Source organism: Streptomyces sp. NPDC093097 (assembly GCF_044754325.1).
GTDB lineage: Bacteria > Actinomycetota > Actinomycetes > Streptomycetales > Streptomycetaceae > Streptomyces.
The window spans coordinates 488,421-513,532 of sequence record NZ_JBIVOW010000001.1; the positions used below are offsets into that span (position 1 = coordinate 488,421).

General features: G+C 69.4%; 20 protein-coding genes and 1 pseudogene. 11 read left to right on the top strand and 10 right to left on the bottom strand.

Annotation, left to right across the window (positions count from 1 at the left end):
* Positions 1 to 39: 39 nt before the first annotated feature.
* Together ACIQE0_RS01995 and ACIQE0_RS02000 are read left to right on the top strand one after the other, a co-directional pair.
* Entirely contained in the window at positions 40 to 828 is a 789-nt protein-coding gene (locus ACIQE0_RS01995; protein ID WP_402328369.1) for a hypothetical protein, read from the top strand.
* Positions 825 to 2,147, top strand: a complete 1,323-nt coding sequence (locus tag ACIQE0_RS02000) for a 7-cyano-7-deazaguanine synthase (protein WP_402328371.1) — start codon at positions 825 to 827, stop codon at positions 2,145 to 2,147. Before ACIQE0_RS01995 ends, ACIQE0_RS02000 begins: the two co-directional genes overlap by 4 nt.
* Positions 2,148 to 2,239: 92 nt before the next feature.
* Here ACIQE0_RS02000 and ACIQE0_RS02005 read toward each other — a convergent pair.
* Positions 2,240 to 2,377 (bottom strand): annotated as a pseudogene (locus tag ACIQE0_RS02005) (SAM-dependent methyltransferase); the annotation flags it as partial.
* Positions 2,378 to 2,755: 378 nt separating this feature from the next.
* On the opposite strand from ACIQE0_RS02005, the gene ACIQE0_RS02010 reads away from it, so the two are divergent.
* The 3 genes from ACIQE0_RS02010 (at position 2,756) to ACIQE0_RS02020 (ending at position 5,723) form a co-directional block, all read left to right on the top strand.
* The gene (locus ACIQE0_RS02010) at positions 2,756 to 3,457 is read left to right on the top strand and encodes an amino acid ABC transporter ATP-binding protein (RefSeq protein ID WP_402328373.1); all 702 of its coding nucleotides are present in this window, start codon (positions 2,756 to 2,758) and stop codon (positions 3,455 to 3,457) included.
* Complete coding sequence (locus tag ACIQE0_RS02015) at positions 3,454 to 4,692, top strand: M20/M25/M40 family metallo-hydrolase (protein WP_402328375.1); 1,239 nt, start codon at positions 3,454 to 3,456, stop codon at positions 4,690 to 4,692. The genes ACIQE0_RS02010 and ACIQE0_RS02015 overlap by 4 nt, the downstream gene beginning before the upstream one ends.
* 170 nt (positions 4,693 to 4,862) lie before the next feature.
* On the top strand, positions 4,863 to 5,723 hold the full coding sequence (locus tag ACIQE0_RS02020; protein WP_402328377.1) for a MurR/RpiR family transcriptional regulator: 861 nt from the start codon (positions 4,863 to 4,865) through the stop codon (positions 5,721 to 5,723).
* Positions 5,724 to 5,887: 164 nt separating this feature from the next.
* On the opposite strand, the gene ACIQE0_RS02025 is transcribed toward ACIQE0_RS02020, so the two are convergent.
* Both ACIQE0_RS02025 and ACIQE0_RS02030 read right to left on the bottom strand, forming a co-directional pair.
* On the bottom strand, positions 5,888 to 7,018 hold the full coding sequence (locus ACIQE0_RS02025) for an agmatine deiminase family protein (RefSeq protein WP_402328637.1): 1,131 nt from the start codon (positions 7,016 to 7,018) through the stop codon (positions 5,888 to 5,890).
* A gap of 137 nt (positions 7,019 to 7,155) precedes the next feature.
* A complete protein-coding gene (locus ACIQE0_RS02030) occupies positions 7,156 to 7,935 on the bottom strand; it encodes an agmatine/peptidylarginine deiminase (RefSeq protein WP_402328379.1) in 780 nt (259 codons plus the stop codon).
* On the opposite strand from ACIQE0_RS02030, the gene ACIQE0_RS02035 reads away from it, so the two are divergent.
* The 4 genes from ACIQE0_RS02035 (at position 7,922) to ACIQE0_RS02050 (ending at position 12,487) form a co-directional block, all read left to right on the top strand.
* Entirely contained in the window at positions 7,922 to 9,094 is a 1,173-nt protein-coding gene (locus ACIQE0_RS02035; RefSeq protein WP_402328381.1) for a protein kinase, read from the top strand. The genes ACIQE0_RS02030 and ACIQE0_RS02035 overlap by 14 nt on opposite strands.
* Positions 9,095 to 9,536: 442 nt before the next feature.
* Positions 9,537 to 10,430: a GNAT family N-acetyltransferase gene (locus ACIQE0_RS02040; RefSeq protein WP_402328383.1), complete on the top strand. Its 894-nt coding sequence runs from the start codon at positions 9,537 to 9,539 to the stop codon at positions 10,428 to 10,430.
* On the top strand, positions 10,427 to 11,494 hold the full coding sequence (locus ACIQE0_RS02045) for a pyridoxal-phosphate dependent enzyme (protein WP_402328385.1): 1,068 nt from the start codon (positions 10,427 to 10,429) through the stop codon (positions 11,492 to 11,494). Before ACIQE0_RS02040 ends, ACIQE0_RS02045 begins: the two co-directional genes overlap by 4 nt.
* 126 nt (positions 11,495 to 11,620) lie before the next feature.
* Positions 11,621 to 12,487, top strand: a complete 867-nt coding sequence (locus tag ACIQE0_RS02050; RefSeq protein WP_402328387.1) for a TauD/TfdA dioxygenase family protein — start codon at positions 11,621 to 11,623, stop codon at positions 12,485 to 12,487.
* Between the two features lie 114 nt (positions 12,488 to 12,601).
* Here the strand turns inward: ACIQE0_RS02050 and ACIQE0_RS02055 are convergent, their stop codons facing one another.
* Positions 12,602 to 13,234, bottom strand: a complete 633-nt coding sequence (locus tag ACIQE0_RS02055; protein ID WP_402328388.1) for a hypothetical protein — start codon at positions 13,232 to 13,234, stop codon at positions 12,602 to 12,604.
* A gap of 556 nt (positions 13,235 to 13,790) precedes the next feature.
* Here ACIQE0_RS02055 and ACIQE0_RS02060 point away from each other — a divergent pair.
* Positions 13,791 to 17,087, top strand: a complete 3,297-nt coding sequence (locus tag ACIQE0_RS02060) for an AAA domain-containing protein (RefSeq protein ID WP_402328390.1) — start codon at positions 13,791 to 13,793, stop codon at positions 17,085 to 17,087.
* 526 nt (positions 17,088 to 17,613) lie between these two features.
* Here ACIQE0_RS02060 and ACIQE0_RS02065 read toward each other — a convergent pair.
* The 5 genes from ACIQE0_RS02065 to ACIQE0_RS02085 all read right to left on the bottom strand — a co-directional run bounded on the left by ACIQE0_RS02065 (position 17,614) and on the right by ACIQE0_RS02085 (position 22,882).
* Positions 17,614 to 18,138, bottom strand: a complete 525-nt coding sequence (locus tag ACIQE0_RS02065; protein WP_366334276.1) for a Pycsar system effector family protein — start codon at positions 18,136 to 18,138, stop codon at positions 17,614 to 17,616.
* On the bottom strand, positions 18,135 to 19,043 hold the full coding sequence (locus ACIQE0_RS02070; protein WP_366334278.1) for a hypothetical protein: 909 nt from the start codon (positions 19,041 to 19,043) through the stop codon (positions 18,135 to 18,137). Before ACIQE0_RS02070 ends, ACIQE0_RS02065 begins: the two co-directional genes overlap by 4 nt.
* A complete protein-coding gene (locus tag ACIQE0_RS02075) occupies positions 19,040 to 21,118 on the bottom strand; it encodes a hypothetical protein (protein ID WP_402328392.1) in 2,079 nt (692 codons plus the stop codon). Before ACIQE0_RS02075 ends, ACIQE0_RS02070 begins: the two co-directional genes overlap by 4 nt.
* Positions 21,115 to 22,023, bottom strand: a complete 909-nt coding sequence (locus ACIQE0_RS02080) for a hypothetical protein (RefSeq protein WP_402328639.1) — start codon at positions 22,021 to 22,023, stop codon at positions 21,115 to 21,117. The genes ACIQE0_RS02075 and ACIQE0_RS02080 overlap by 4 nt, the downstream gene beginning before the upstream one ends.
* A gap of 199 nt (positions 22,024 to 22,222) precedes the next feature.
* Positions 22,223 to 22,882, bottom strand: a complete 660-nt coding sequence (locus tag ACIQE0_RS02085) for a Crp/Fnr family transcriptional regulator (RefSeq protein ID WP_366334284.1) — start codon at positions 22,880 to 22,882, stop codon at positions 22,223 to 22,225.
* Positions 22,883 to 23,074: 192 nt separating this feature from the next.
* On the opposite strand from ACIQE0_RS02085, the gene ACIQE0_RS02090 reads away from it, so the two are divergent.
* On the top strand, positions 23,075 to 23,197 hold the full coding sequence (locus ACIQE0_RS02090) for a hypothetical protein (RefSeq protein ID WP_402328394.1): 123 nt from the start codon (positions 23,075 to 23,077) through the stop codon (positions 23,195 to 23,197).
* A gap of 189 nt (positions 23,198 to 23,386) precedes the next feature.
* Here the strand turns inward: ACIQE0_RS02090 and ACIQE0_RS02095 are convergent, their stop codons facing one another.
* Entirely contained in the window at positions 23,387 to 25,045 is a 1,659-nt protein-coding gene (locus tag ACIQE0_RS02095) for an SUKH-4 family immunity protein (RefSeq protein WP_402328396.1), read from the bottom strand.
* Positions 25,046 to 25,112: the final 67 nt, after the last annotated feature.

Genomic DNA, 25,112 nt, shown 5'->3' on the forward strand with positions numbered 1-25,112 from the left:
TGTGGGACCGGGGCGGGACACCATCAGGTTGGGGGCGCATTGGGGACATCCACACGATGGAAAGGGCCGAGCGGCGATCGGTGGAGCTCCGCCGCGAGGCGGCTGTCGCGCTGGCGAGAGCACTCGCGCAACGCTGATCAGCGGCTGGAGCAGATCGCCGCGGACTATCTTGGGGCTCTGCACGAGACGCTTCGTGCCGATCAATCGGCTTTCGGGCTGTACGACACGGCCTGCGCGGCCGGTGAACGGCTGGTCAGGGCCTTGGGCTCGCTGGCCGTCGGCGGCGCGGAGTCGGAGGAGGCGCTCGTCGCGCGTCTCGTGTCGGAGGTCGGCGGAAACGGTGGCACGCTCGCCGATGCCGCGGTACGCAGAGGGGCGGCCGCTGCGGTTCGCGATGTCCGTGAACGGCACCCCGAGTTGGACGTCGCCATGGGCACGGGTGCAGCGGGCGGCGGCTTCGCCTCGGACATCCTGTGCGATCTCTACCAGGTGTTCTTCGCCCACATGGCGGGGGAATTCCTTCGGTCTGTCGTCGCAGAGCACATCAATCTGGCCGTTCCTGTCCTCATCGCGATCGATCCGGAAGGCAGGATCGCCGACTGGGTCGCGGAGAAGGTGGTGGAGCTGGTGCCGAGTCCCTGTGAGGAGTCCGCTGGAGCGACGGATCTCGCACAGGCCGTGGACACTGCCCAGCTGGCAGCGGGCGCTGCGCAGGATCCGTCGACGACGCTTCTCAAGACCGCCGAGTCGCTGGTGCCGCGGGCGGTCGGAAGGGTACTTGGCTTGATCACTGAGGAGGCCACCGGGGAAGAGGGAGCCGCCGCATGACCAGTTCGGACCGTTGCCTGTGGTGGCGCGGCCCTCAAGGGGACCGGCCTCGTGATGACAGCTGGACAGAGATCGGCGAGGAAGCCTTCCAAGAAAAGGAGCGCCGCATCATCGGCCGCGATCGCCTGCCTGGTCCTGTCCCTGACTGGGCCGAGGACCTGTTCCGCATTGCCAGGGCCGCGTTCATCGCCGACAAGTACGTACGCCGGAGCGTGGTTCAGGACCGGTGGACCCGTCGCATCAGCCTCGCCGTGCCCGTCACGGAACATGAACGGTGGCAGACCGCAGTTGTCCGTACCCATCTCACCGCACTCCTCCAGACCCTCACCGGGGACCTCTGGGACGTGGAGTTCCGGCCTCTCACCGGTCACTACGTCCAGGAGGCCATGGTCTGTCCCGAAGAACCGCGTGCCTCGGAAGTGGCACTGTTCTCCGGTGGGCTGGATTCCCTCAGTTGGGCCGCCACCCGCTCGCACGCCGACACCCTTCGACCGCTGCTGCTCGTGATGTTCCGCGAGATCGGCCTGCTGCGACTCCAACGGCAGGTGTTCGAAGCCGTCGAGCGACTGGACGGACCACGGCCGGTGATGCTGCTACCGATGAGCCAGACTCCGGCGGGCGACGGCTCCGGGCTGCGACTGGAAACCTCCTCCCGCACCCGCGGTCTGCTGTACGCGGCGGGCGCGATCCGTGCCGCTGCCGCGCACGGAGTGGGCATCGTGCACATTCCCGAGAACGGCCAGCTCGCCCTCAACCCGCCCTTGACGCCGGCACGTTCGGCCGCCTGCTCCACGCGTTCTGTGCACCCGTGGACGCTGGACCGTCTGAATGCTTTGGTAGCCGCCGTGGGCGACGCCGGGAGCGCGATGCGGGTGGTCAACCCGTTGGCGCGGCTGACGAAAGGCGAGGTGTGCATGGCCGGCCGTGATGCGGGCCTCACCTCGTCCGACCTGGAATCCACTCTGAGCTGCGGCAAGCCGCCAGCCCGACGCAGCGGCGGCCCTCCCCTTGCCAACTGTGGTGTTTGCTTCCCGTGTCTGGTACGCCGCTCCGGATTACTCCACGCAAACGGCACCGACGGCACTCGCTACGAGGCATTGCCGTGGGCGGGTGACCTACCCTTCGACCGGAGCACCGACTGGCGTGCGCTGCAGCGGTGGTTGCTCAACCGATACACCCTTCCGGATCTCCTCACCGATACCCCGCTGCCGCCGGGCACGGACCCGATCACGGCGCTCGACTTGATCAGACGAGGGCGGGAGGAGCTGGCCCAGCTGCTTCGGCTCTCGGACGCAGCCGGGTCCGCTGACGCGGCGTAGGCGACGCAGGCAAGAATCAGCTCGCACCAGGCCACCTTGGTGGTCATGGACGGCATCTCACCGGACGTAAGCCCACCCGGTGCACGCCCTGAGGTGTCGAAGCCGCGATACCGCTCGCAGGCGTCGAACGGTATCGCGATCTGCCCGGGCGGTAGGAACCGTAGCGGCGGTACGCCCAGCTCGATGACGAACCGGCCGCCGGGCGTCAGGTGACGTGCGGTGTTTCGGAAGTACCCGAGAAGGGCGCTGCAGCCATCCGCGCGATCCGGCCCGGCTTAACCAGGCAGCGGTCCGCGCCCGGCGCGGCACCATCGCTGAGATGCGTGGCGTGCAGCTCCCCAAGGTCGGCACGGACCAGGTCCACTCCGCCCGACGCGCCCACGACGCACTGCCGCCCACCGCATGACCGTATGACCGTATGACCGTTGGCACATGACCATCGCACCAGCTCAGGGGATCCGACTCTGCTCGGGCTGGCTCACCAGCCCGAGTGCTTCAGGTTGTAACGTGCATTACTTCTATCCAATCTAATGGCCTCCGTGTAACTTTCCTTTCGTGCTCGTCGTCGGCGACTCTCGCCGGCAGTACGTCAGAGGAAGGATTCGACCGTGGTGCACACCAGCCCGACCCGTCACGTGACCGCCGCAGCCGTGCTGCCGGCCGTGTCCGTGGCAACACTCACCGCGTGCGGCGGCCAAGCCGCCAGTACGGCGGCGCCGCCGGACCGTGTCACCGGCGACGGCGACCTCGTGGGCTACCGGCAGCAGGGCGGTAGGTTGCACGAACTGCGGGAGAGGGAAGTCGCCCGGCGCCGCCGCGACATCGGCATGGTCTTCCAGCGCTTCCACCTCTTCCCGCACATGACGGCCCTTCAGAACGTCATGGACGCCCCGGTCAAGGTGGCCGGTGCCGACAGCGCACAGGCGCGGCTCGACGCCGAACGCCTGCTGGACCGGGTCGGTCTGGCCGACCGGGCGGGCCACTATCCGGCCCAGCTGTCCGGCGGCCAGCAGCAGCGGGTCGCCATCGCCCGCGCCCTGGCGATGAAACCCAAGCTCATGCTCTTCGACGAGCCCACCTCCGCCCTCGACCCGGAACTGGTCGGGGACGTCCTTCAGGTCATGCGGCAACTCGCGGCGGACGGCATGACCATGGTCGTGGTCACCCACGAGATCGCCTTCGCCCGCGAGGTCGCCGACACCGCCGTCTTCATGGACGAAGGCGTCGACGTCGAATCCGGCCCGCCGCGGCAGGTCCTGGCCGATCCGCAGCAGGAGCGCACCCGCACGTTCCTGTCCAAGGTCCTGTGAGCGCCCTCTCGCGGCAGCGCCGCGACACACCCGCCGACGACCCGGCCGTCACGACCGCGCTGCTGGCCCAGGCCGAAGCCCGGCTCGACGGCTACCTCCGGGACCTGGCCGAGCTGGTGTCGATCGACTCCGGTTCGTACAGCCCCGACGGCGTCAACCTCGTCGCCGCATGGACCGCCGCCCGGCTGGAGGCGATCGGCTTCGCCACGCAGCGGATCGCGCTCCCGCCGGCCCATGGCGAACGGTCCGGTGACGTCCTGGTGGCCCGCAAGGCCGGCCGCCTGCCGCAGGCCGACGGCGGCCGGCGGATCCTGCTGGCGGCCCACATGGACACCGTCTTCGAGGACGGTACGGCCGCCGCACGGCCGTTCCACGTCGCCGGCTCGCTGGCCCACGGCCCCGGCGCCAGCGACGACAAGGGAGGGCTGATGGCCGGCCTGACCGCCCTGGAGATCCTGCACGCCGCCGGCCTGGACGACTACGCCGAGGTGGTGTTCCTCGCCACCCCGGACGAGGAGATCGGCTCGCCGGCCAGCCGTCCCGTCACCGAACGCACCGCGCACGGCATGCACTATGCGCTGGCACTGGAGTGCGCACGGGAGAACGGGGATCTCGTCGTCGCCCGCAAGGGCGTGGCGGACTACCTGCTCCGCGTCACCGGCCGCGCCGCGCACGCCGGCATCGAACCCGAGCGGGGCGCGAATGCCGCCCTCGCGGCGGCTCACCTGGTCCTCGCCCTTGAGGGACTCAACGACGACGGGGGAGACATGACGGTCAACGTCGGTGTCGTGCGCGCGGGCAGCCGGGCCAACATCGTCTGCCCCGAAGCGGAGCTGCGCGTCGAGGTGCGGTCGCCGACCGCCGCGGGTCTGGACCGTGCGCGCGCCGCGATCGAGGCCGCCGCGGCCCGCCCCACCGTTGCCGGCACCACGGTTCAGGTCCAGGAGCTGGAGGTCTGCCCGCCCATGCCGGACACGCCCGCCTCCCGGCGCATCTTCGCGCACGCTCTGCGGGCCGGGGAGCAGTTGGGCCTGCGGATGGGCGCCGCGGCGACCGGCGGCGTCGGTGACGCCAACCTCATCGCCGGATGCGGTGTGCCGGTGCTGGACGGGCTCGGGCCGGTCGGCGGGGCCGACCACTCACCGGAGGAATGGCTCGACGTGGCATCCGTTCCCGCCCGGATCGCCCTGCTTGCCTCCCTCGTCGTCCGCCTCGGTGATGCCCGCACCGGCTGACCCCTCGGCCTCCCGCACCGGCGGCGCACCCGCCGGCCGGTGCGGGAGCCCACGCCTGCCGTCGTGAAGCCCGCCCCGTGCACACAGCCGCACCACCGCCGCGGAGGCGAGGCGGACAGCCCTTAGGCTCGACGGGACAGCGGTCCGGCTCACGACAGGAAGGCACGACGATGGACTCCAGCGCCCTCGCCGAGGAGATCCGGCAGAAGCTGGGGGATCTCAGCCCGGCTGAACGCAAGGTCGCCCGCGTGCTGCTGGCCGGCTACCCGTCCGCCGGCTTCGAGACCGTCGCGGTGCTCGCCGAACGCGCGGGGGTCAGCGCTCCCACCGTCATCCGCTTCGTCAACCGCCTCGGCTACCGGGGCTTCCCCGACTTCCAGGCCGCACTGCGCACCGAGCTCGACGAACGCAACGCCTCCCCGCTGTCGCTGTACGCCACCCCCGGATACGGCCGCGAACCGCAGGCGCGCGAGCTCACGGCGGATCGGATACTCGGCACGGCGGTCACCCGCACGCTCGCCGAACTCCCGCCCCACGACCTGGAACGGGCCATCGAGCTCCTGGCCGATCCCAAGCGCCGGATCACGCTGGCCGGCGGCAGGTTCACCCACCTGCTCGCCCAGTACCTCGGACTGCATCTGATGCAGCTGCGCGACGATGTGCGCTTCCTGCCCGACCGCCACGTGGAACGCACCGCGGTCCTCACCACGCTCGGCCGCCGCGACGTCCTGGTCGTGTTCGACTACCGGCGTTACGAGGCCGACAAACTGGTCATGGCTCAGATGGCGCAGGAACAGGGCAGCCTCATCGTCCTGTTCACCGACACCTGGCTCTCCCCGGTCACCCAGCACGCCGAGGTCGTCCTGCCCAGTCAGGTCACCGCCCCCTCCCCCTACGACAGTTTCGTGCCGACCCTGGCAGTCACCGAGACGATCGTCGCCGGCGTCCTCAACACCCTCGGTGAGGACGCCCGCCGCCATCTGCAAGCCGCCGAGGAAGCTGCCGACAGCGCCGGGCTGTACCGCCGCTGACCCGGGCCCGGGGCCGCCGCGCCTTCGGAATCGATCAGCAGGCCCGAGCCAGCCACCCAGGACGGCCGATTGTCCGCCCGTTGCCGCCGGGGCGGCGCGACCTGGGGCGGGGTGGGACCCGTACGTCAGGTGACCGGGGTCGCTGCGTGGCGTGCGTGTCTTCGCTACTTGGCCGGCTTGCCCGGCTGGTCGTGGGTCGAGCAGTGGATGCCGCCGCCGCCCGAGGCGATGGTGTCGATCTTCACCTGCACGATGTCGCGCTGGGGGAACTGGTCCTGGAGGATGCCCTTCGCGCGGTCGTCGGCCTGGGCGTCGCCGAAGCGGGGGATGAACACGGCGCCGTTGGCGACGTAGAAGTTCGCGTAGGTGGAGACGAAGGAGTCGCCCCGGCCGGTGATCTTGTCGAGGTCCGGCTGCGGCAGGTCGACGACCTCCAGGCCCTTGCCGCGGGCGTCCGTCGCGTTCTTGAGTACGGACCTGGCCTGATCGGCCGCGCGCGACCAGACGTCCGGAGGGCTGTCCGGGAAGGCGCGGTCCACGAGGACGACGCCGGGCGCGGTGAACCGGGCGATGCTGTCGACGTGCGCGTCGGTGATGTCCTTGCCGCGCACCCCGGCCAGCCAGAGCACCTTTTCGATGCCGAGGCTGCTCTTGATGTCGGCCTCGATCTGGTCGCGGCTCCTGCCCGGGTTGCGGTTCTTGTCGACCACCGAGCTCTCGGTGATCAACAAGGTGCCCTCGCCGTCCGTCTCGAAGGAACCGCCCTCGGCGACCAGCGGCGCCTTGGCGCGCGGGATGTCGTACCTGTCCAGCAGGAGGCGGCCGACCTGGGCGTCGTTGCGGTGCTCCTGCTTGTTCCCCCAGCCGCTGAAGTCGAGGTCGACGCCGAGGAGGCTGCGGGAGTCCTCGACGAACAGCGGGACGGTGTCGCGCGCCCACAGGTCGTCCACCATGAGGGGGATCACCTCGACCTGGGAGCCGCAGGCCCGTTGGGCCGCGTCCTGCTGCTCGGGGCGGGCCATCAGCACCACCGGCTCGTACTCCGCGACCGCGCGGGCCACGCGCGCGATGTCCTCCCGTACGGAGGGCAGTTGATCACCCCAGACCGACTCCAGAGCCGGCCAGGACATGAAGGTGCGGGTGTGGCTGTCCCACTCGGCGCCGAACCGTCGTCCCGTCGTCTGCCGGGAGGGGGAGGCGGAGGTACTCGGGGTCTCGCGCGGACCGCAGGCCGCCGCGCCGAGGGCGAGGGCGCCGATGCCGGCGACGGAACGCAGGGCGGTGCGGCGGGACATGGGGGAATCGGGCACGGAGAACTCCGGAATTCAACTGGCGAGCGCATTCAGGGGGAATCGATCCTGAATTTCAGCTGCTGCGGGTGAAGGGTATACGAGGGTTGTGGCGCATTCGGCAGGTCCGGATGTGCGGCCGGTTACGGGACGGGTTGGTGCATCGTGGAGCAGTGAATTCCACCGCCGCCGCCCATGAGGCGGTCGACGTCCAGTTGGATCACCTCGCGGCCGGGAAACGCCTCGGCCAGCGTCCGGCGGGCCGCGGCGTCCGTCCGCGCGTCGCCGAACTGCGCGGTGATGACCGCACCGTTGACGAGATGGAAGTTGAGATACAAATCCACGAACGTCGAGCTGCGGGAGCGCACATGGTCCGGCCCGTCCACGCGGATCACCTGGAGGCGCCGTCCCTTGGCGTCGGTCGCGGTGGACAGGATGGCGTACTGCTCGCGGGCGTCCCTGGCCCAGACGTCGTTCCGGTCGTCCGGAGGGAGCTGTACCAGGACGACGCCGGGGCGGACGAAACGAGAGGTGACGTCGATGTGGTTGTCGGTGATGTCCCGGCCGCGCACTCCGGGGACCCAGATCATCTTCTCGGCGCCGTATGCCGCCAGGACCGCCTCTTCGATGACGTCCCGACTCAGGCCGCGATTACGGTTCTTGTTCACCAGACTGCTTTCGGTCGCCAGCACCGTGCCGTCACCGTCGGTCTCGATGGAGCCGTCCTCTCCGACGAATTCGGCCTCGCTGAAGGCGATTCCGTTGAATTCGGCGACGGACCAGGCCACTTCGGCGTCGTCGCGATGCGCCTGTTTGCGTCCCCACCCGTTGAAGTTGAGACCGACGGCATCGAGGTTGCCGCGGCCGTCGCGCCGGAAGACCGCACAGGTGTCGCTCCCGGTACGGACCGTGCTCCTGCTCATGGCGGGCATCGCGGAGGCCCTCCAATCGATCCACGGCGCCGGTGTGGTCCACCGCGACCTCAAACCGGCCAACGTCCTCGTGGCCGTCGACGGTCCCCGGGTCATCGACTTCGGGATCGCGCGCGCCGCCGACGCCGTCGCCCTCACCAGCACGGGGCTGCGGATCGGCACGCCCTCCTGCATGGCCCCCGAGCAGGCACTGGGGCAGAGCGCCACGCCCGCCACCGACGTCTTCGCGCTCGGCGCACTGGCCGTGCACGCCGCGAGCGGCACGCCGCCCTTCGGCAACTGCCCCGAATCCGTGGCCCTTTACCGGGCGGTCCACGAGCCGCCCGATCTCGCCCGCGTGCCGGTCGAGCTGCACGACCTCCTGGGGCAGTGCCTGGCGAAGGACCCCACCGCCCGGCCCACCACCGGTGCGGTGATCGAGGCCGTGCGGTCCCACCCTGCCGTGGGCGCCCAGGTGCGGTTCACCGAGGGCTGGCTGCCGACCGCCCTCCACACGGAGCTGATCGGCCACCGCGAGCCGTCCTCGCCGGCCGAGGCACCCCACGCGCAGCCCACCGTCACCGCCACCGCCCTGCCCCTTCCTCGGGACGAGGAGCCTGGCCCCGAGGTGCCGCCCGCCCCGGCCCGGCGCGGGTGGCGCGCTGTTCGCTGGTCGGTACCGGCGGTGGTCGCCGCGCTGCTGCTCGGCGGCGGTGCGGTCTATTACGTCGACTACCCGCCGGAGGACTCGACATCGTCCGCCGGATCCGAGCAGTCGCAGAGGGCGCCCGAGGACGCGTACGGCCCGGGATACGCGGGCGTGGAACTGACCTCGCCGGATCCGGATGACGAGTTCGACCTGCAGAACGGCAAGGTCGTTCCGGCGTCCAGTGCCGATTGGTATCTGGCGCGTTCGGCCACCGAATTCGCGATCCCCAAGGACAGCGACGCCTACGTCGCCCCCGGGGACAGTCTGACCCTCGGTGACTGCCTCGCGGGGATCGACGGCGACCCGGCCGCCTCGCTGACGTTCGACGCGCTCGAAGACCAGCACCCGTTCTGCGTCCGCAGCGCCAACGGCCGGGAGGTCGTGATCGTGCGGTTGGCCGAAGTCGCTCCCGGGGGCGGTGAGGTGACGATCTCCCTCAGCCAATACCGCGACGACAGCTGACCCGGTCCAGCCCTTCCCTCGAAACGCCGGGCAACTCTTCGAGGGCGTGCCTGTGTTCCCGGAAGGCGCGTACCGGGCAACCGAGTTATCCGTTCTCGGGCCGGTTTCGATCCCATGGGGTGGGACCGCGTAGCCGTCCGTCCGGCCGGTGCTCTCCGGGCCGACACCGCCCGGACATCCGCAAGTTGACGATCAACGCCAGAATTCCACTCGACGTGAAAGGGCGAGGTCAAAGCTCCTGCGTGAAGGAATGGGCCGGACGCCTCTGGTGCTTGTGGCCCCCGCTGCCGGGGCTCGCCGGCCTCGCGGGGCCGGCGAGTCGGCGGGCAACTTCCCTTCGGAGGGCGGGACTTCGACTCGGCCGCCCATGCACCGCCGAGGCTTCCTGATGGTGTGACGGATCACGCTCCGAAGGAGGCGATTCGGACGGTGTGAAGTGACCATGGCTGGATACGTCCTGTCGTGGGCCCACTTTCGTGCGTCAGGCTCGATCTTGCCATCCGGCTATCGCGATCTTTATGGCGGTAAAAGCGATATGCGGAATCTGTCTAGTCTTTCGAGAAAGGTGGACCACGCGGTGCTGGTCGAGTTAGCGACGCGGGACTACGCGCGCATCGAGCCGTTATTCGGGTCCTCGTGCCCGAATCTGGCGTTTGTGCGCGCTGTCCTGCACGAGAAGATACCGGGCCGTGTCTGGGCGGATCTCGGTCAAGACGTCCCCGCGGCGTGCTTGGTCGCCACCACGTCGCCCTTCTGTTTCGCGGCCGGATCGATGTCCCCGGACTTCTTCCATGCCGCATACGACCTGCTCAAGGGGCATGGGGCGGTCCAACTCGTCCGTCCCCCCGAGCCGGGTGTCGACGCGTCGGCCGTGGACGCCGGCTTCACGCCGGCCCGTCGCCTGCAATGGGGCCAGCCGTCCTCGCGGCACTGGAGCGCGCCCGCGGTGGACGTTCCCAAAGGGTACGAACTGGCCAGGATCGACGGTCCGGCCTTCGGTCGGCTCGACTCGCCGATGGCTCGGAGCATCTTCGGCTCCGCGGCCAACTACGCCGAGCACGGTGTCGGGTTCGCCCTGCACCGGGACGGGCAGATCGCGGCCGATGCCCACGGCGTCATCGGCGGGGACCTGATCGAGCTGGGCTTCCACACCCATCCGGACCACCGCGGCCGGGGGTTGGCCACGGCGCTGGCGGCGCACGTCAGCCGCTGGGGCACGGAGAACGGCCTGCGGTCCGTCATGACCTTCTCCGAGCACAAGCAGGCGAGCAAGGCGATAGCCCGCCGGATCGGCCTGGTCGAGGAATTCAGCTACCCGACGGTCGAGTTACCGTGACGGACTTCCCGACCCCCGAGGCCATTTCCCCCGCGGCCGTCAGGCGCATCCACGAGCTCATCGGCCCGCACGTGCGGCACACACCGCTGCTGCGGTCCAAGGCGCCCAGCTCGGCGGACGTGTACCTCAAGTGCGAGAACTTCCAGGTCACCGACTCCTTCAAGGTCAGAGGGGCGCTGAGCGCGCTCCACGGCCACCGCAGGTTCCAGCCCGAGGTGTGGCGCCACATCCAGGACCACGGAGTGGTGACCTGCAGTTCGGGCAACTTCGCACAGGGGCTCGCCTACGCCACTGCGGAACTGGGGCTCGACTACACCGTCGTGGTGCCGGAGTCCATCCCGGCCACCAAGCGCACCCAGATCTACCGCTACAACCCCAAGTCGCAGATCGTCGAGGTCCCGTACCCCACCTGGCGACAGACGATGGTCAGCTCGCGGTACCCCGGGCACCCCGGCTTCTTTCTCTCCTCCGAGAGCAACCCCTACGCCTCGCTGGGCATCGCCACCATCGGGCTGGAGATCCTGGAGGACCAGCCGTACATCGACGCCATCCTGGTCCCGTACGGCGGCGGAAACCTCGCCTACAGCCTCGCCTCGCTCCTGCGCGAAGCCGGCAGCGCCGTGCCGGTCTACGCCGTGGAGGTCAGCACCGGCGCCCCCTTGACCGCGTCCATGCGGGCAGGCCGCCCCACGGACGTGCCGTACGAGCGCAGCTTCGTCGACGGCATCGGTGCCAGCTTCGTCCTCCCGTTCCAGTTCCACCGGGTCAAGGACATGCTGGCCGGTGTCTTCACCGTGACACCGCAGGAGATCGCGGACGCGCTGTCGTCACTGGCGTTCACCGACAAGATCGTCTGCGAGGGCGCGGGCGCGGCCGCGTACGCCGCCCTCAGGAAGTACGCCCCGGCGCACAGCTGGAGTCGGCCCTGCGCCGTCGTCAGCGGCGGGGTGATAGACCCCGCCGTCCTGCTGCGCACCTTCACCACCTCCATGGAGCCGGGGATCACGCTCGCGGGACCCGCCGCCGCGCCCCTGGAGGCGGCTGTCGCCCTGCCCGCGGGATAGGCGCCGCGAAGGCGCCCGCGCCCCGGTTCCTGGGACGCCCCCCCGCATTTCCCGGTCCGCGAACGGCCGGGACCACTCTGTCCAGACCGAGACAAACCTCTCCAGAAAGGCAAGGTACGAGCAGATATGAGCCGTTCCCTTCCCACCATCGTGCCGGTCAGCCCGGCCCTCGGCGCGCGGGTCCTCGACGTCGACCTGTCGCAGGACCTCAGCGACGAGGCATGGCAGGTCATCCACGACGCCTTCCACCGGCACAACGTGCTGGTCTTACCCGGCCAGGACCTGACCGTGGAGCAGCAGAAACGCTTCGCCGGACGGTTCGGCGACCTCCTTGAGCACAGCCACCTGCTGAACATGACGCTGCCCGGCCACCCCGAGTGCATGGTGCTCCACAACAACGAGCAGAAGCCGCCGGGGCTCAACGACTGGCACACCGACAACAGCGGCTGGGCCGAACCCCCGCTCGGCACGGTGCTGTACGCCAAGACGACCCCCGAGGTCGGCGGCGACACCCTGTACTCGAACATGTACCTGGCCTTCGAGACGCTCTCCGCGCCCTTGCAGGAGATGCTGCTCCAGCTCACCGCGGTGCACGATGTGCGCAAGGCGTTCGGCCCGGACTACGCCAACCTCCAGCGCTCGCTGAGGAAACAGGGCATCGACCCGGACGAGCAGTTCGCGAACCACCCTCCCGTGGACCACCCCCTGGTGCGGACCCACCCGGTCACCGGGAAGAAGGCTCTCTACCTCTCGCACCCGTACGTGACGCGGATCAACGGCCTGACCGACGCCGAGAGCCGGGCGATCCTGGAGCTGCTGTACCGGCACATCGAGACCAACGAGATCATCTACCGCCACCGCTGGACGACCGGCGACCTCCTGGTGTGGGACAACCGCTGCACCCAGCACCTCGCGGTGGCCGACTACTTCCCGCACGAGCGGCTGATGCACCGCATGAACATCGCGGGGGAGAAGCCCTTCCTCACGGCCTGACCGTCGCCGGCGCCCCCGGTGTCTCCCCTCCCGCCGAGGCCATCGAGGCCCCAAGGACGCAGGCTTGGCTGCGCTCTGCATCCACGGGGCGGCACCGGGGCACGCGCCACCAGTTCAGGCGGCGGACGGCGCGCCGCCACCCGGCTCATCGTCGTCGGCGGCGTGAGCGCTCGTCGGGCCGTTCGGGCTCCGGGAGGGCGTGCGCAGGTGATGGGCTGGTGCTCCTTGGCGATATGGGGGTACCCCGCCATCCGAGGTGGTCCACGTAGGTGTGGAGGGCGGCGCTCGGCTCGTTCGCGTTGAGGAGAGCGAGAAGGAGCCCTTGGACGATGCCACCGAGTAGGCGCTCGTACACGAGGAGGCGCCCGCCGGGTACGCGATGGTAGGCGTGGCCAGGATGTGCTCGGCGAGGGTGAGCGCGAAGCCGATGCCGAGTTCGCTGGGCTGCAGCGACTTGTAGTGGTCTGCAATTCGGCGGCCCTCATCGGTGAGACCGAGGACGGAGTCGCCGCCGGTCAGGGCCTGGGTGTACTTGAGCGCGCCCCGGTGCTCTGCCAGCTCCCGGCCGGCGCCGCGCCATGACAGGGAGGTGGCACGGGCGAGGGTATGGAGCACGGCCCAGACGGTCACTTCAAATTGCCGGGGCAGCTCCGTCTGCCGGATCGGGACGAGGTCGGGTTTCCGGCGGAGCGGCTCGTCGTCGTTTTCCTTCCGCTTCTTGTCGTCCGCTGTGATGGCGGCCTTCACCTTGCCGACGAGCGCGGTGCTGGAGTGGACGGAGATGTTCGACGGCTCTCCCTCATGGCGTGCGTGAGCGTTTCACCGTCGGCCGGACCGTACGAAGGGGGAGGGCGGCGCACGCAAGTGCGCAGAGGCGGGCGCCTCTGCTCTCTGCGGTCTGAGTGGACAGGGTGACAGGCACCGTTCCCAGCCGTTATGGCCTCCGCTGGGGAGGGGCCGTCGCGACTCGGGGCGTGACCGACAGTGGTACGCGTGCCTGCAGCCGGGTGCCCGCAAGGCTGTGCTCAGCGCCCGGGAGCGGTTGGATGTTCCGCTGACCGTCGATGCACGAGTCCGCATGAGTACCCTTCGCCCCTGTCGTGCACGGTGAGGGGCGAAGGGGCCTGCACCCGCCATGCGATGGGGCTGGCGGCCTGGGGCGGCTGTCGGCACCCTGTACCCGGCTCCAGCAAGATCCGTGCGCTCGCTCCTGACTGCCCATCACGCAACCCTGCTATATGTCACTCCGTGAGCGTGGGTAGATTTGCCGCTCCGGACACGCCGCAGACAGGGGGACTGGCACGTGGGCTGGCGCGAGGAGATCGCCACGGCGCTCGGGGAGTGGATCAACGTAGAAGGCGGCGCCGGCAAGCAGCCCCGCTGGCAGCGCATAGGCCGGGCGATACGCACCGGCGACGCTGGCCAGTACGCTGTCGACCTCCGTGGCTCCGACATCGGCCCCGATCAGCTCGACAGCCTGCGGCTTGCCGGACCGGAGAGCGACGGCATCGAGACGAACAGCTTCGCGGTCTCGGAAATGGTCCAAAGCGAATCCCTGCTGACTTTGCGGGTGGCCGAGTTCGCTGACGTGACCGACCCACACCTGTGGATGCTGAAGCAGCCGCCCACCTTCCTCATCGAGGCCCTGCGTGATGGCATTTCCGGCCTCGGTGAGCACCCTCTGGCGGCAGCCCTGGCGGCCGGCCGCATTGGCGGAGCACCGGCCCACGAGGCAGACCCGCCCGGATTCCACCCCGCGCAAGGCGACGCGTACCGGGCCTGCCTCGGTGAGGGGGTGTACCTGGTGTGGGGCCCTCCGGGCACGGGGAAGACGACCGTCCTGAAGCGCGCTATCGGCGACCTCATCGCAAGGGACGACCGGGTACTGCTGGTATCGGCCACGAACATCGCCGTGGACAATGCTCTGCTGGGAGTGGTGCGGGCCAAGCAGCACCACCCCGGCGACATAGTCCGGGTGGGCCCACCGCATCTGCGGGAGGTTGCCGAGGACACTTCCGTGTCGTTGCCGCTGATGGTTAAGGCGCGCCTAGCGGACACGGCTGCCCGGCGCAGCACCCTCGAAGCCGAGCTTGTCGCGATCAAGCATCGAGCTGAACAACTCGCCATCCTGGACAGCAGTCTGGCCGGATTCGACGCCTCTGCCTACTTCGCAGGGCTGAAGCTGCTCCGCACGCCCGGTGAGGACCTCGTATCTGCGCGGTCGCGAGAGGAAGCTGCCAGTCGACGCCTGGCTGACTCCGAGAGGATGTTCTGGGACGCACTGTCCGCGGCTGAGACGGCCGCGGCCCGCGACAAGGCTGCGGAGTCGTCGCGGGCGCAGTGGTGCCGGGTCGACCGGTTGTCCGAGGAAGTGGTCCAGGTGCGGAAGGCAGCAGAGCTCCGTGAGGCAGCTGCGCTGCTGGCGGAAGGCGCCTGCGATTCCCTGCGCCAGGAACTTGCGGGAATAGAGGGCAATGGTGCTGTGAGAAAGTGGCGGCTGCGCGACAAAGTTGGCGATCTGCAGCGGCAGTTGGCCGACGCCGAGCAGGCTGCCGCGTTTGCCAAGCAGTCGGCGACCGAGGCACGCATCACGGCCACCACCCACATCTCGGCTCTCGGCGCTCAGATCACAGCCCTGGCCGACACCATCGCGCTCACCCGGGAACAGGTCGCCGACCTGGCGGCCGACGCCAAGGCTCGGCTGGCGGCAGAACAGCAGGCCGGACGCCACTACGACAGTTGCAAAGAGGACAAGGCCCGGACGGAGGAGGCTGCGGAACGGGCTCAGCAGGCCAGCGACCTGACGGAGCGGGCCGAGCAGCAGGGCTGGCCGGCCCGGTTCGACCTGGCCCGCCGACTACGCCCGGCCGTAGCCGTCGACGCGACCCGGCAGCCTGCGCTGGAGAAGCAATACAAGGAAGTCCAGGAGGAGTACGAGCGCCTCGCCCGCGACGCCCAGAGCGAGATCATCAAAGGTGCCAAGATGGTCGCCACGACCCTGGCCCGGTTCCGCACGAACCGGGCGGTTTTCGAGGGTCCGTACGACGTCGTCCTCGTGGACGAGGCAGGCGCAGCCACCCTGCCCGAAGTTCTGCTCGCCACGGGCAAGGCCGGGCGGACCGCGGTCCTTCTCGGGGACTTCATGCAGTTGGGCGCGGTCATCCCGCCCGAGCTCAAGGGACACGATCGCGCGGACATCAAACGCTGGCTGCTCCCGGACGTCTTCCAGCACTGCGGGATCGCAGAACCGTTCGACGCTCAGGCCCACCCGGCCTGCATCACCCTCACCCAACAGCACCGTTTCGGCCCCGCCGTGATGCAGTTGGCCAACGATCTCGCGTACGGCGGGGTGCTCGACGGAGCTAGCCAAACGCAGGCTGCACGCCCTACAGACGATCCGGAGATCGTGCTGATCGACACGGACGGGTTGCATGAGCTGGCCAGGGCGCACCTGACCGGGAGCCGCAGCGGCTGGTGGCCAGCGGGCTCACTGATCGCGCGGGCGCTGGTGGAGCTACACCGCGAGCTGGGCGAGGAAACGGGCATAGTCACGCCCTATCGCGTACAGTCCGACGCCACCTTGGAAGCCCTGCGGGACATCGAGGGCCCAGGAGGAGGAGTGCTGGCAGAGGTGGGCACCGCGCACAAGTTCCAGGGCCGGGAGTTCGACATCGTCGTTTTCGACACGGTGGAAGGCGGGCTGGGCAGCCGCGAGTTGTGGATGGCCTGCGCCCACCTCCAGCCAGCGGCCAGCACCTGGCCACGGGACGGTGTCCGCCTCTTCAACGTGGCCGTCACCCGCGTCAAGACCCGTCTGTACGTCATCGCCAGCGGCGAACGAGTCAAGAACGCGGAACCAGGAACGGCCCTGGCGCAGCTCGCGGCGCTCATCGGTACCCGGCGCGGCGTGCGGGTCCTCCAAGCCAAGACCTTGATCACCCCACCGACCGCGCCTCCCACGTTCCGTGGAGAGTTTGGCACCGCGCTCGCAGAGGTGCTGAGTCGGCACGTCGAGGTGACGGAGATTGACGATGAACGCGACTTCTACCGGACATTCACGGAGGAGATCCGCCACGCGCGACAGTCCTTGTGGCTCTGGGCGCCCTGGGTGGCGAAGCGGGTCAGCTCTCTGCTACCCGAGCTACGTAAGGCGGCTGACCGCGGGGTACGGATCAGCGTCTTCATCCGAGACGACACCGACCAGCTCCAGAAGAAGCCCGCCAACCAGAAACTCATTACCGACCTGCGAACCGTTGCGCACGTGGTCGTACCGATGAACGTCATGCATCAGAAGATCGCGGTCATCGATGAGCGGACGGTCATGCTCGGCAGCCTCAACGTCCTCTCTCAGAGCTGGACCCGTGAGGTCATGCTGACGATGCGGGGTGCGCACTTCGCTCGGAAACTGCTGGAACACGAGCACGCGGCGGTCTTCGCGGCTCCGCCCCGCTGCGGGCGCTGCAAGGGGGCGGAGATCGAGATCCGCCGCAGGCAGAATGGCACCTGGGTCTGGCGCTGCTATGCCCCCGCCTGCAAGACCACGCCGAGGGGTGGGACGAGCGCCTGGACCCAGAACATCCGCTTGGGCCGGGGGCGCTGAGAGGCTTTTCATGACTGTTCAAGTGATTCCGTCATCGCCTCCGGGGCGAGGTGTGGTCGTGAGCTACGCAGACGCCCTGGGACCGACGGAGTCGGGTGCTTCATCGAGGACAGGGGCGATGCGGGTAGTCCGTGCAGGTCGCTTGTGGCAGTGGGGCATGGGAGCTCCTCTGGGAAAGAGCTCCCGACGTTGGCCGGCGGGTTGAATGTGCTGGACTGTGCAGCCCTCTGCGAGTCGGCGCCTGGGGCCGTCGGCGACGGTGTCGCGGCCTAACGCCGCGCACCGTCCGTGGTCAACTACCTCACGTCGCCCATGTCGCCGACGGTGGGTGGGACGCCGTGCCAGACCTTGGCTGCGTCCCAGCTTGTGATGCCGGGGCGGGTGCGGCGAGGCCGGATCCAGCAGATGGTCTTCAGGCCATCTGACCGACAGCCCGTGTGACTCTGTTTCGCCGTTCGACCATTCCCTCGCGTAAGGCGGGTGGTTGCACCGTGCCCTCTGGAGCCGATGGGGAGTTCTCTGTTCCTCATGCACCGGAGAGCAGCACCGCGCTCACTGCCGTGACCGCCGGCAGCAGCATGAGAACGGCGCCGTGCACGCATCTGTTCTTGGTGCGGGCGATGCGACTGGTCGCGGTCAGGGCGCGGAACAAGTGGGGGTGCGGATCGGAGCTGCTCAGGAGGAGGCCGGACGATAACTCCGCACGTCTTTCCGCCCGGACCACGTCGTCGTAGTAGGCGAGGGTGCGGGAGCTCTCCCTGAGCCTCGGTCCGTGCCGGGGCAACAGCGCCGCCAGCAGAAACAGTAGGGCCACGGTCGTGGCGACCACCGCCGTCCCCCATAGAGGGTGGGGCCAGGGGGTGCCGGCCGGGCGGCGGGTCAGCAGGAGTCCGAGCAGTGACCCTCCGGCGGCGAGCAGGACTGCGGCCTTGCCGTCCGCCCGGCCTATCTCGATGTGGTTCTGGGCGATGAGCTCGCGGGAGAGTGCCACCACGTTCTCTGGCTCGGCGACCTGTGGCCGGCGGCGGACAAAGGGCAGGCGGGGGATCACGGGTTATCCCCATGAGGGCCGATTCCGTCGCCTGCTTCGTCGGTGTGGCCGATCCGGCGGAGCACCTCCTCGCCGTGCGGAACTCCGACGTCGCTGAGGACGCGCGCCAGGTTGACGCCGACGAAGCCGCGGTCCTCCGGTGTCAGCGACCGTAGCGTCGCCGCGAGGGTGCGTTCCCAGCTGTCACGGTCGGAGAGGAGATCGCGGTGGGTCACCGTCCAGTCAAGTACCTCTCTTGCCTGTTCCGGTTGTTGCAGCAGCCAGAGCGCTGCCAGGCCGACGGGACCGCCCGAGACAACCTCCCGATAGAAGCGGTACGCCTCACGGTGGGCTTCGCCGAAGCCCGGCGGGAGGATCGGTTCCACGCCGGAGCCGGGGGTGGGCAGGAGAGCTGCCGGTGGGTCCAGGAACCAGTACGTGAGGCCGGACCCGTCGATCACCCGTAGTTGGCCTGGTGGCTCGACCTCGGTCGTACCGAAGTGGGGTGGGGGCTTTCGCAGCGGGTCGGGGGTGCCTGGCAACGCGGCGTTCTCACCGATGTGGTTCACGACCAGCCGCCGAGCCCGATCCTCGGTGAGCTGGTTTCGCGCTGCGATCACAGGGTTGGTGACCTTCCAGGCGACCGCGTAACGGGCGGGGGGCTTCGGGGGATGGCGCGGGATGTCCACCGACGTTCGCCGTTCCGCGAGCGAGACCCACACGATGTCGATGAAGTCCCCTTCACGCACCGTGCGCGCTGTGGGCCGCGGGTAGCCCCAGAAGTCGCCGCTGCGGGGCGGCACCATTCCGTCTTCTCCGTTGCCCGAGAGAAACACCAGGGCCCGGTCCTCCGGGGGGCTGAGGCGGAGTCGGAGCAATTGCCAGGTCGGCGAGGAGGCAAGGGGGGCGATGAGCGGATCGGTCATGAGGCAAACCCTTGTGTTGAGGAAGCGGCGCGGACGCGATGGCGGCGCAAGATGAAGCGCAGGACGCCACGGTGGTCCCGGGCCGCGCTGGAGAGGGCGGTAAGGAAGCGGGGAAAGTCGGCCTGGTGCGACAGGCCCGGCTCGTTCTCGACCGAGGACAGGCCGCTCGCCATCGCCTCATGTGTGGCAGGGTCGTTCAGGGCTGCGATCACGATGCCGAGGGCTCGCTCGGGGTGGCCTGTGAGCAGGTCGACGAGACGCAGGCGACATACGCTCAATGCACCGGGTAGGGGGAACGCCGTCAGACTCATCGACTCCACGATGTGGACGGCCATGGCGTGACGCTGTGTGCCCGAGTTGGCGCTCTGCCACTCCCGTACGTGGTCGAGTACCAGGGCGCGGTTGGTGTCCTCGGAGAGGAGAGTGCTGAGCGCGAAGGACACTGCGCTACGCAAGTTGCTCTCCAGGGGCGTGCCCGTCTTGTCGAGCACGGTGTCCAGGAGCTTCAGTGCGTGGGCGGGGCGGGCCAGTCCGTAGCTGCCCGCGCAGGTCTCGGCGACCGTGCAGCGGAGAGGGACCAGGCCCGCCTGGCTCCACAGCCGCAACTGATGCCGTACCGCACTGGTGAGAGCGGGGTGCTGGACCACCTCCCCGAGCGCGTAGGCCACCAGACGCCGGCGCCAGCGCTTGTCCGACGCGGCGAAGGGGTGCAGTTGACGCAAGGTACCTGATCCGGTCGCGTGGGCCAGTACCTTCCCGATTTCCTGTCCCGCCGCCAGTTCTATGCCGGAGCGATGGGGAATCTCGTCCAAGGCACTCCACAGCAGCCCCGCCATGCCTTCGTAGTCCAGCCACAGGCACCGCAGCAGGGCTTCCGACCGGTGCCGTCCGGAGAACGCGATGGGCTGGACGGGATAGCGCTGGGCCCCGAAATACAGTGGCAGCGGGTGGGCACCGACGGCTGCCAGTCGGTCCTCGAAGGCCGGTCCGAGAACGTCACGCCGTGTTGGCGCCTCTTCTGTCAGTGGGCGTCCGTGCGCAGAGGTGTGTTCCGGGTGACCAGCAACGCCCCCTGTTGGACCGCCGCGTTGGTCGAGATGGGGGCGGAGAGCAGTGCTGAACTCCTCGATGACCGTTCGGTCCTGTCCGGGCAGCAACGCAATCGCGGCCATCAGGGACAGACGGTCGGCGCGGTGGCTCGATTCCGCCAGGGCTCTGCGGGCTTCCTCAAGGCTGCCGGATTTCAGTTCGTCGAGGACAGCGGCAGCGGATTTTCCCGTGACAACGAGATCACGCAGCCCCTTCGCCACCTCGACCCCGTCCCGTGGCAGCAGGTGACCGTTGAGAAAGTTGGTGAAGTCTGCGGAGGCGAGGTGCCCGAGCGCGTCGGTCTTCTGCGCGGTAGTAAGTTCACCCGACTCAGACATAGCGGTAAGGCGCTTCGCGGCCACCTCCCCCGGCGCCGGGGGACTGTGCAGGACCTGCCAGGGCATCGCGTCGTTCGGAAGTGCGGTATCCGCCCGCACGGTGACGACCAGAAAGGCGCGCGCCTGGCGCAGCCGCGCGGCCAACGCGGTGAGGGGGACTTCACTGAGCGAAGCGGCGGCCACCGGGGACAGCCCTTGCAGCAGATAGCCGCGCTCTTCCTTGGGGCACCAGCGAGAGAGGTCTTCCGACGAGTCCAGACCGGTGATCCCGTCGGCGCCGTAACGGTCTTCCAGCAGTGCGAATGCGGCGGTGCTCGCTCCCGTGCCGCTGTGGGCCCTCAGCAGCAGGATGTGACTGTCCAACACCTTCCGGCAGTGTGCGTAAGTCGGTGGTTCGACGAATCCGCGCAGGCGGTCGTGGACGTCGTCCGCAGGGTAGGGGCCCTCCCGCAGGCGGGGTTTGAGGATGTTGTCCGCGACGTCCTCGTCGAGCGGTGTACCGATGATCACGTTCACATCGCCGCCGACCCTGCCCATGAACGCCAAGCCTTGGTCCAGCCGCTGCTGGTTGTCCCGATAAGAGTCCCCCGGGTCCGATCGGCCTTCGCCATCCGAGCCGTTCGGGGCGCTGTCCGCGCCGGCGCTCACCGGTGGTCTCCGGCTTCGCCGACCCGCTTGTCGCCCGCCACGTTGTCTCCGCCGCCCCAATGCTGATTCGTACCGCGGTAAGAGGTGGAGCCCCCGTTGTAGGTGATGTCCCGCCCGACGCTCCCCGTCACGGCGGCGCCTTCGCGCACATGCTGCGTGTTGCCGCTGTAGTGCGTACCGGGATGCGTCGCCGCGTCCCTGTCCGATTCGACGGGGCCGCCGGCCTGCGCTGCTGATTCCTCGAGCGGTAGCACACCTGCCTGTACGAGGTTCCCGGACGGCGACGGGACGTACAGCCAGGCACGCTGCGAGAAGTCCTTCCCCTCCACGGTGGCTGGGACCTCCACACAGCGGTCGGGGTGCAGACCGGTGTACCCACCGAGCACTACGTCCTCATAGACGCGCTGGGAGATGACCGCAGCCAGGTGGGTGACCTGTTCGCTGGCCGCCGCCAGGATGGCCTTGACAGGACGGGAGTCCAACAGTCGGTGCGTGTCGTTGCGAGCAGTGCCGTTGCCGTCGCCGGGGTTGTCCGCATCCGGCAGAGGTCCGACGTGGACGCTGGCCCGGAGCCGAATACGGGGGCCCACGTACTGCGTGTTGTATGCGCCGAGGATGTCGTCCAGCACGCCCAGGAGGGGCCAGAGGACGAAGGGCAGGAACGCCGGATCGAAGCCGAACACCACACCGTCCCCGGTGTTGGCCGGGAAACGTTTGGCGTCGCGCAGCTTGTGGAGTCCGGCTTGCTCCAGCGCCTGGTCGACGAGTTCGGGGATCAGCTGGCTCACCGGGCCGTGTTGCACGGCGGGAAGGCCGGTGAAGTCCTTTGCGTCGACGGCGAACAGGGCACGGTAGGGAGGAAGCGGTCGGCTCTCGGAGTACGGAGCGGTTACGGAAGCGGACATGCGTGATCTCCTGACGGACGGCGGGACGGTGATGAACGCCATTGGCCGGCTGCTTCGAGGTTCCGTCGATTCCGTCCGTCGGACTGCACAGCACAGGGCACTCCACGGGTGTTCCACGTCACAAGATGGCGTGATCAGTCGACCCGCTCAGGGCTCCCGAATGTGGGTGCATTCGTTTGAGCGGGGATGACTGGAAGGGCTACTCCAGCTTGGTCTTCGCGTCGACCATCGCCCAGTTGTGCAGCGCATTCATGTCCTTGATGACGATGACCCTGCGGGCCGTCTCCACCGCGCCGGACTCTCGTAGCCGTTGTAGGCCGGTGATGACCGCGTTGCGCGTCACCCCGGTCGCCTGGGCGATCTCCTCCTGGCTCAGGCCGGTCAGCCGAACGACATCTGCTTTCTTTCCGGGCGAGGTGAGTTCGGCCAGCCGTAGAAGTGCCCGTGCCAGCCGGACGACCAGCGGAAGGGTCAGCAGCTCAGCGCGATGGGCGTCGGACTCCCGCAGCCGGGAGAGGGCTTGGCGCATCAAGTCCATGACCAGCCCACGCTGATCGATGAAGCGGCGAAACCGTTCCGCGTCCAGAACGACAGCCGTGCACGGCGTAAGCGCGACCACTTCCGCCGTGCGCGGGGTGCCGTTGAAGACGGACACTTCTCCGAGCAGGTCACCCGGCCCTCGAAAGGCCAGCCAGGTCACCATTCCACCCGGTTCCCGGCAAACGACCTTTGCGAGCCCCTCGGTGAGAGCGAGCAGGTGCGTCCCTGGGGAGCCCTGCCTCAGCATCACGCTGCGCTCGGGAAAGGTGCGAGATGTCCCCTGGCCCTGTAGCTCGCGCCATGCTTCGCCCGTCAGCACTCGCCTACTCCATCCGCCTTGTACGCGCCGTCACCCTGCCCGTATGCAGCCTCGCCCACACTCAACACTTCTATCCCGGCCGGATCGCTTCCGTCGCGCGTCGGACGACCTTGTCCGCTCCCTACGCCGCCACGGCCGCCGGGCCGATACTGCCTCAGGCGGGGGACCGGGCTGCTTGCTTGCGGGATCGTCTTGGCGGAGCCGTATGCCGCTCGGGTCGGCCAGGGCGATGGCGCGGGTGCGGCGGCGGTCGAGGCCGTGGATGTCGGGAGCGAGATGGAGGTGCTCCTCGGCGGCGTCGAGGTCGCCAAGTAGGGTGAGGAGCATGCCGGATTCGTGGGCCCATCGGCTGACCGGCTCGCGCCCCCCGGGCCTCGACCTCGGCGCGGCGGCGGGGCCCGGGGCGGACACCGGTCGGGCCCGCCCGGGGCGGGCCGCTGCGGGCCCGACGCCTGCCTCGGCGTTCGGATGCCTGGGGAAAGCCCCCCGCCGCCTCGGCCCGCTCTACATCCCCGCCTCGAGGTCGCTCAGCGCAGCGCGCCAGTGCTCGGCGCTGTCCGGTGCGAACGCGCTCGCGTCCAGGGCCCGCAGGCGTCGCTCCAGGCGTTCGGCGCGTGCCTCCTGTGCCTCGCCGCCGTACTCCGGTTCCTGCTGCAAGGCGGCCAGCGCGCACTCATGGGCGAAGGTGACGAAGGCGGCGAGGCCGCTGTTGAGCGGTGTCGCCTCCTCGTAGTCGGTCTCCGCGCCGACGATCTCCACCGCGCCCGTGGGGCTGAGCACCAGATCGTCGTCGTGCCACGTCCCCAACCAGTGGTAACCGTCCAGACCTTCGGGGACGTGGAGGGCGTCGGGGTCGTCAGGATCCTCCGGGCCGACGCCGACCTCGTCCAACGGGGCCGGGCCGTCCGTGGCCAGGTCCCGGTCCAGGGAGAGGCCGGGAACGGGGGAGTGGGGCAGGCCGATGCCGCACAGCACCTCGCGGTCCTGCGTGGTGAGTTCGGCGCCGGCCAGGTCGGCGTCGAGGACGAGAAGCTGGTCGGCGCCCCAGAGGGCGACGAGATCGGCGTGCGACGGCAGCCCCACCGTGCCCGGCCCGGTCCCCTCTCCTCGCCCTTCGGGGGCCTCCGGCGTTTCCGGTGCGGGGAAACCCGCCGGATCGAGTTCGGCGCGTTCGCCTGAGGAACCGGCTGCCAGTCGTTCGGCGTCGAGACGGAGGGCGAGCGGGCCGGCCGAAGTGCCCAGCAGGAGCAGCCCGTTAGGGGTGAGATGGGCGGTGCGCGTCCAGGCGCGCGTCCGGAGGTCGAGCAGTGCCTGGCCGGTGTCCGTGCGCAGCAGGTACACGCCGTCGCCGTAGGCACAGGCCACCAGGGGCAGCCTGGCGTCCCCCGCCGCCAGGACGGCGGCACTGAGGTGCAACGGCCGGTCCGGAAGCGGCCATGCCCGGCTGAGCGGTTCGCCGGTGGACGGGTCCCAGGCCCGCAGCCGGGACGCGGTGTCCGCGGTGAGGACCGCGTCCTGCCCGCCGTCGCCGCCCGGCACCCAGAGCATGCGCATGACGTCGGTCTCCGCGGCGGTCCAACGCACCACCGGCCGACCGGTCTCCGCCTCGTGGACGGACACCTGCGCTCCCTCGCTCACCGCGAGGTGGGGCGCGCCGGCGAGGAGACCCGCGCACAGGCAGTCCGGGCTCCGCAGTTCCGGCAACGACAGCTCGGCCAGACACCTCCGGGCGGCGGCGTCCCAGACCTTGATCCCTTCGTAGGGGTGGGCGGTCACGACCAGGGGTTCGGCCGAGCCAGACACGGTGGCGAGGAGCCCGACGCCGGAGGAGTCCTCCGGCCCGTAGGAGTGGCGGATGCCGTCGAGGGGCTCGACGATGTCGTGCGTGCCCACTGCGATCAGCGAAGTGGGGCCGGCGAGCAGGGCGAACGTGTCCTCTTCGGCGTCACAGAGCATGGTGGGCGCCAGCCGCTGCCCGGTGGCGGCGTCCAGGAGCGTCAACCGGTGCGGTGTGGTGAAGCTGATGCTCGCGAAGGCCGTACCCCCCTTCCACGCGGCGGTCCGTGCGGCGATCACAGGGCCCGGCCAGCCGGTCCACGCCTGCGGAGCGGCGTCTTCGGCAGGCCGCGAACGGGCCCAGAGGGGGGTGAACGGCGGGGTCATGCTCTCTCCAAGCCGATTGTCGTGGTCTGCGCGGACCAGGGGCTGTCCGAGGGGTCAGGGGCGGACA

Excerpts from the sequence above, each read along its gene's own strand:
- ACIQE0_RS02000 (WP_402328371.1), top strand. The coding sequence starts at position 825 with ATGACCAGTTCGGACCGTTGCCTGTGGTGGCGCGGCCCTCAAGGGGAC.
- ACIQE0_RS02020 (WP_402328377.1), top strand. The coding sequence starts at position 4,863 with ATGGACTCCAGCGCCCTCGCCGAGGAGATCCGGCAGAAGCTGGGGGAT.
- ACIQE0_RS02025 (WP_402328637.1), bottom strand. The coding sequence starts at position 7,018 with ATGTCCCGCCGCACCGCCCTGCGTTCCGTCGCCGGCATCGGCGCCCTC.
- ACIQE0_RS02030 (WP_402328379.1), bottom strand. The coding sequence starts at position 7,935 with ATGAGCAGGAGCACGGTCCGTACCGGGAGCGACACCTGTGCGGTCTTC.
- ACIQE0_RS02040 (WP_402328383.1), top strand. The coding sequence starts at position 9,537 with ATGGCTGGATACGTCCTGTCGTGGGCCCACTTTCGTGCGTCAGGCTCG.
- ACIQE0_RS02050 (WP_402328387.1), top strand. The coding sequence starts at position 11,621 with ATGAGCCGTTCCCTTCCCACCATCGTGCCGGTCAGCCCGGCCCTCGGC.
- ACIQE0_RS02070 (WP_366334278.1), bottom strand. The coding sequence starts at position 19,043 with ATGACCGATCCGCTCATCGCCCCCCTTGCCTCCTCGCCGACCTGGCAA.
- ACIQE0_RS02080 (WP_402328639.1), bottom strand. The coding sequence starts at position 22,023 with ATGTCCGCTTCCGTAACCGCTCCGTACTCCGAGAGCCGACCGCTTCCT.
- ACIQE0_RS02095 (WP_402328396.1), bottom strand. The coding sequence starts at position 25,045 with ATGACCCCGCCGTTCACCCCCCTCTGGGCCCGTTCGCGGCCTGCCGAA.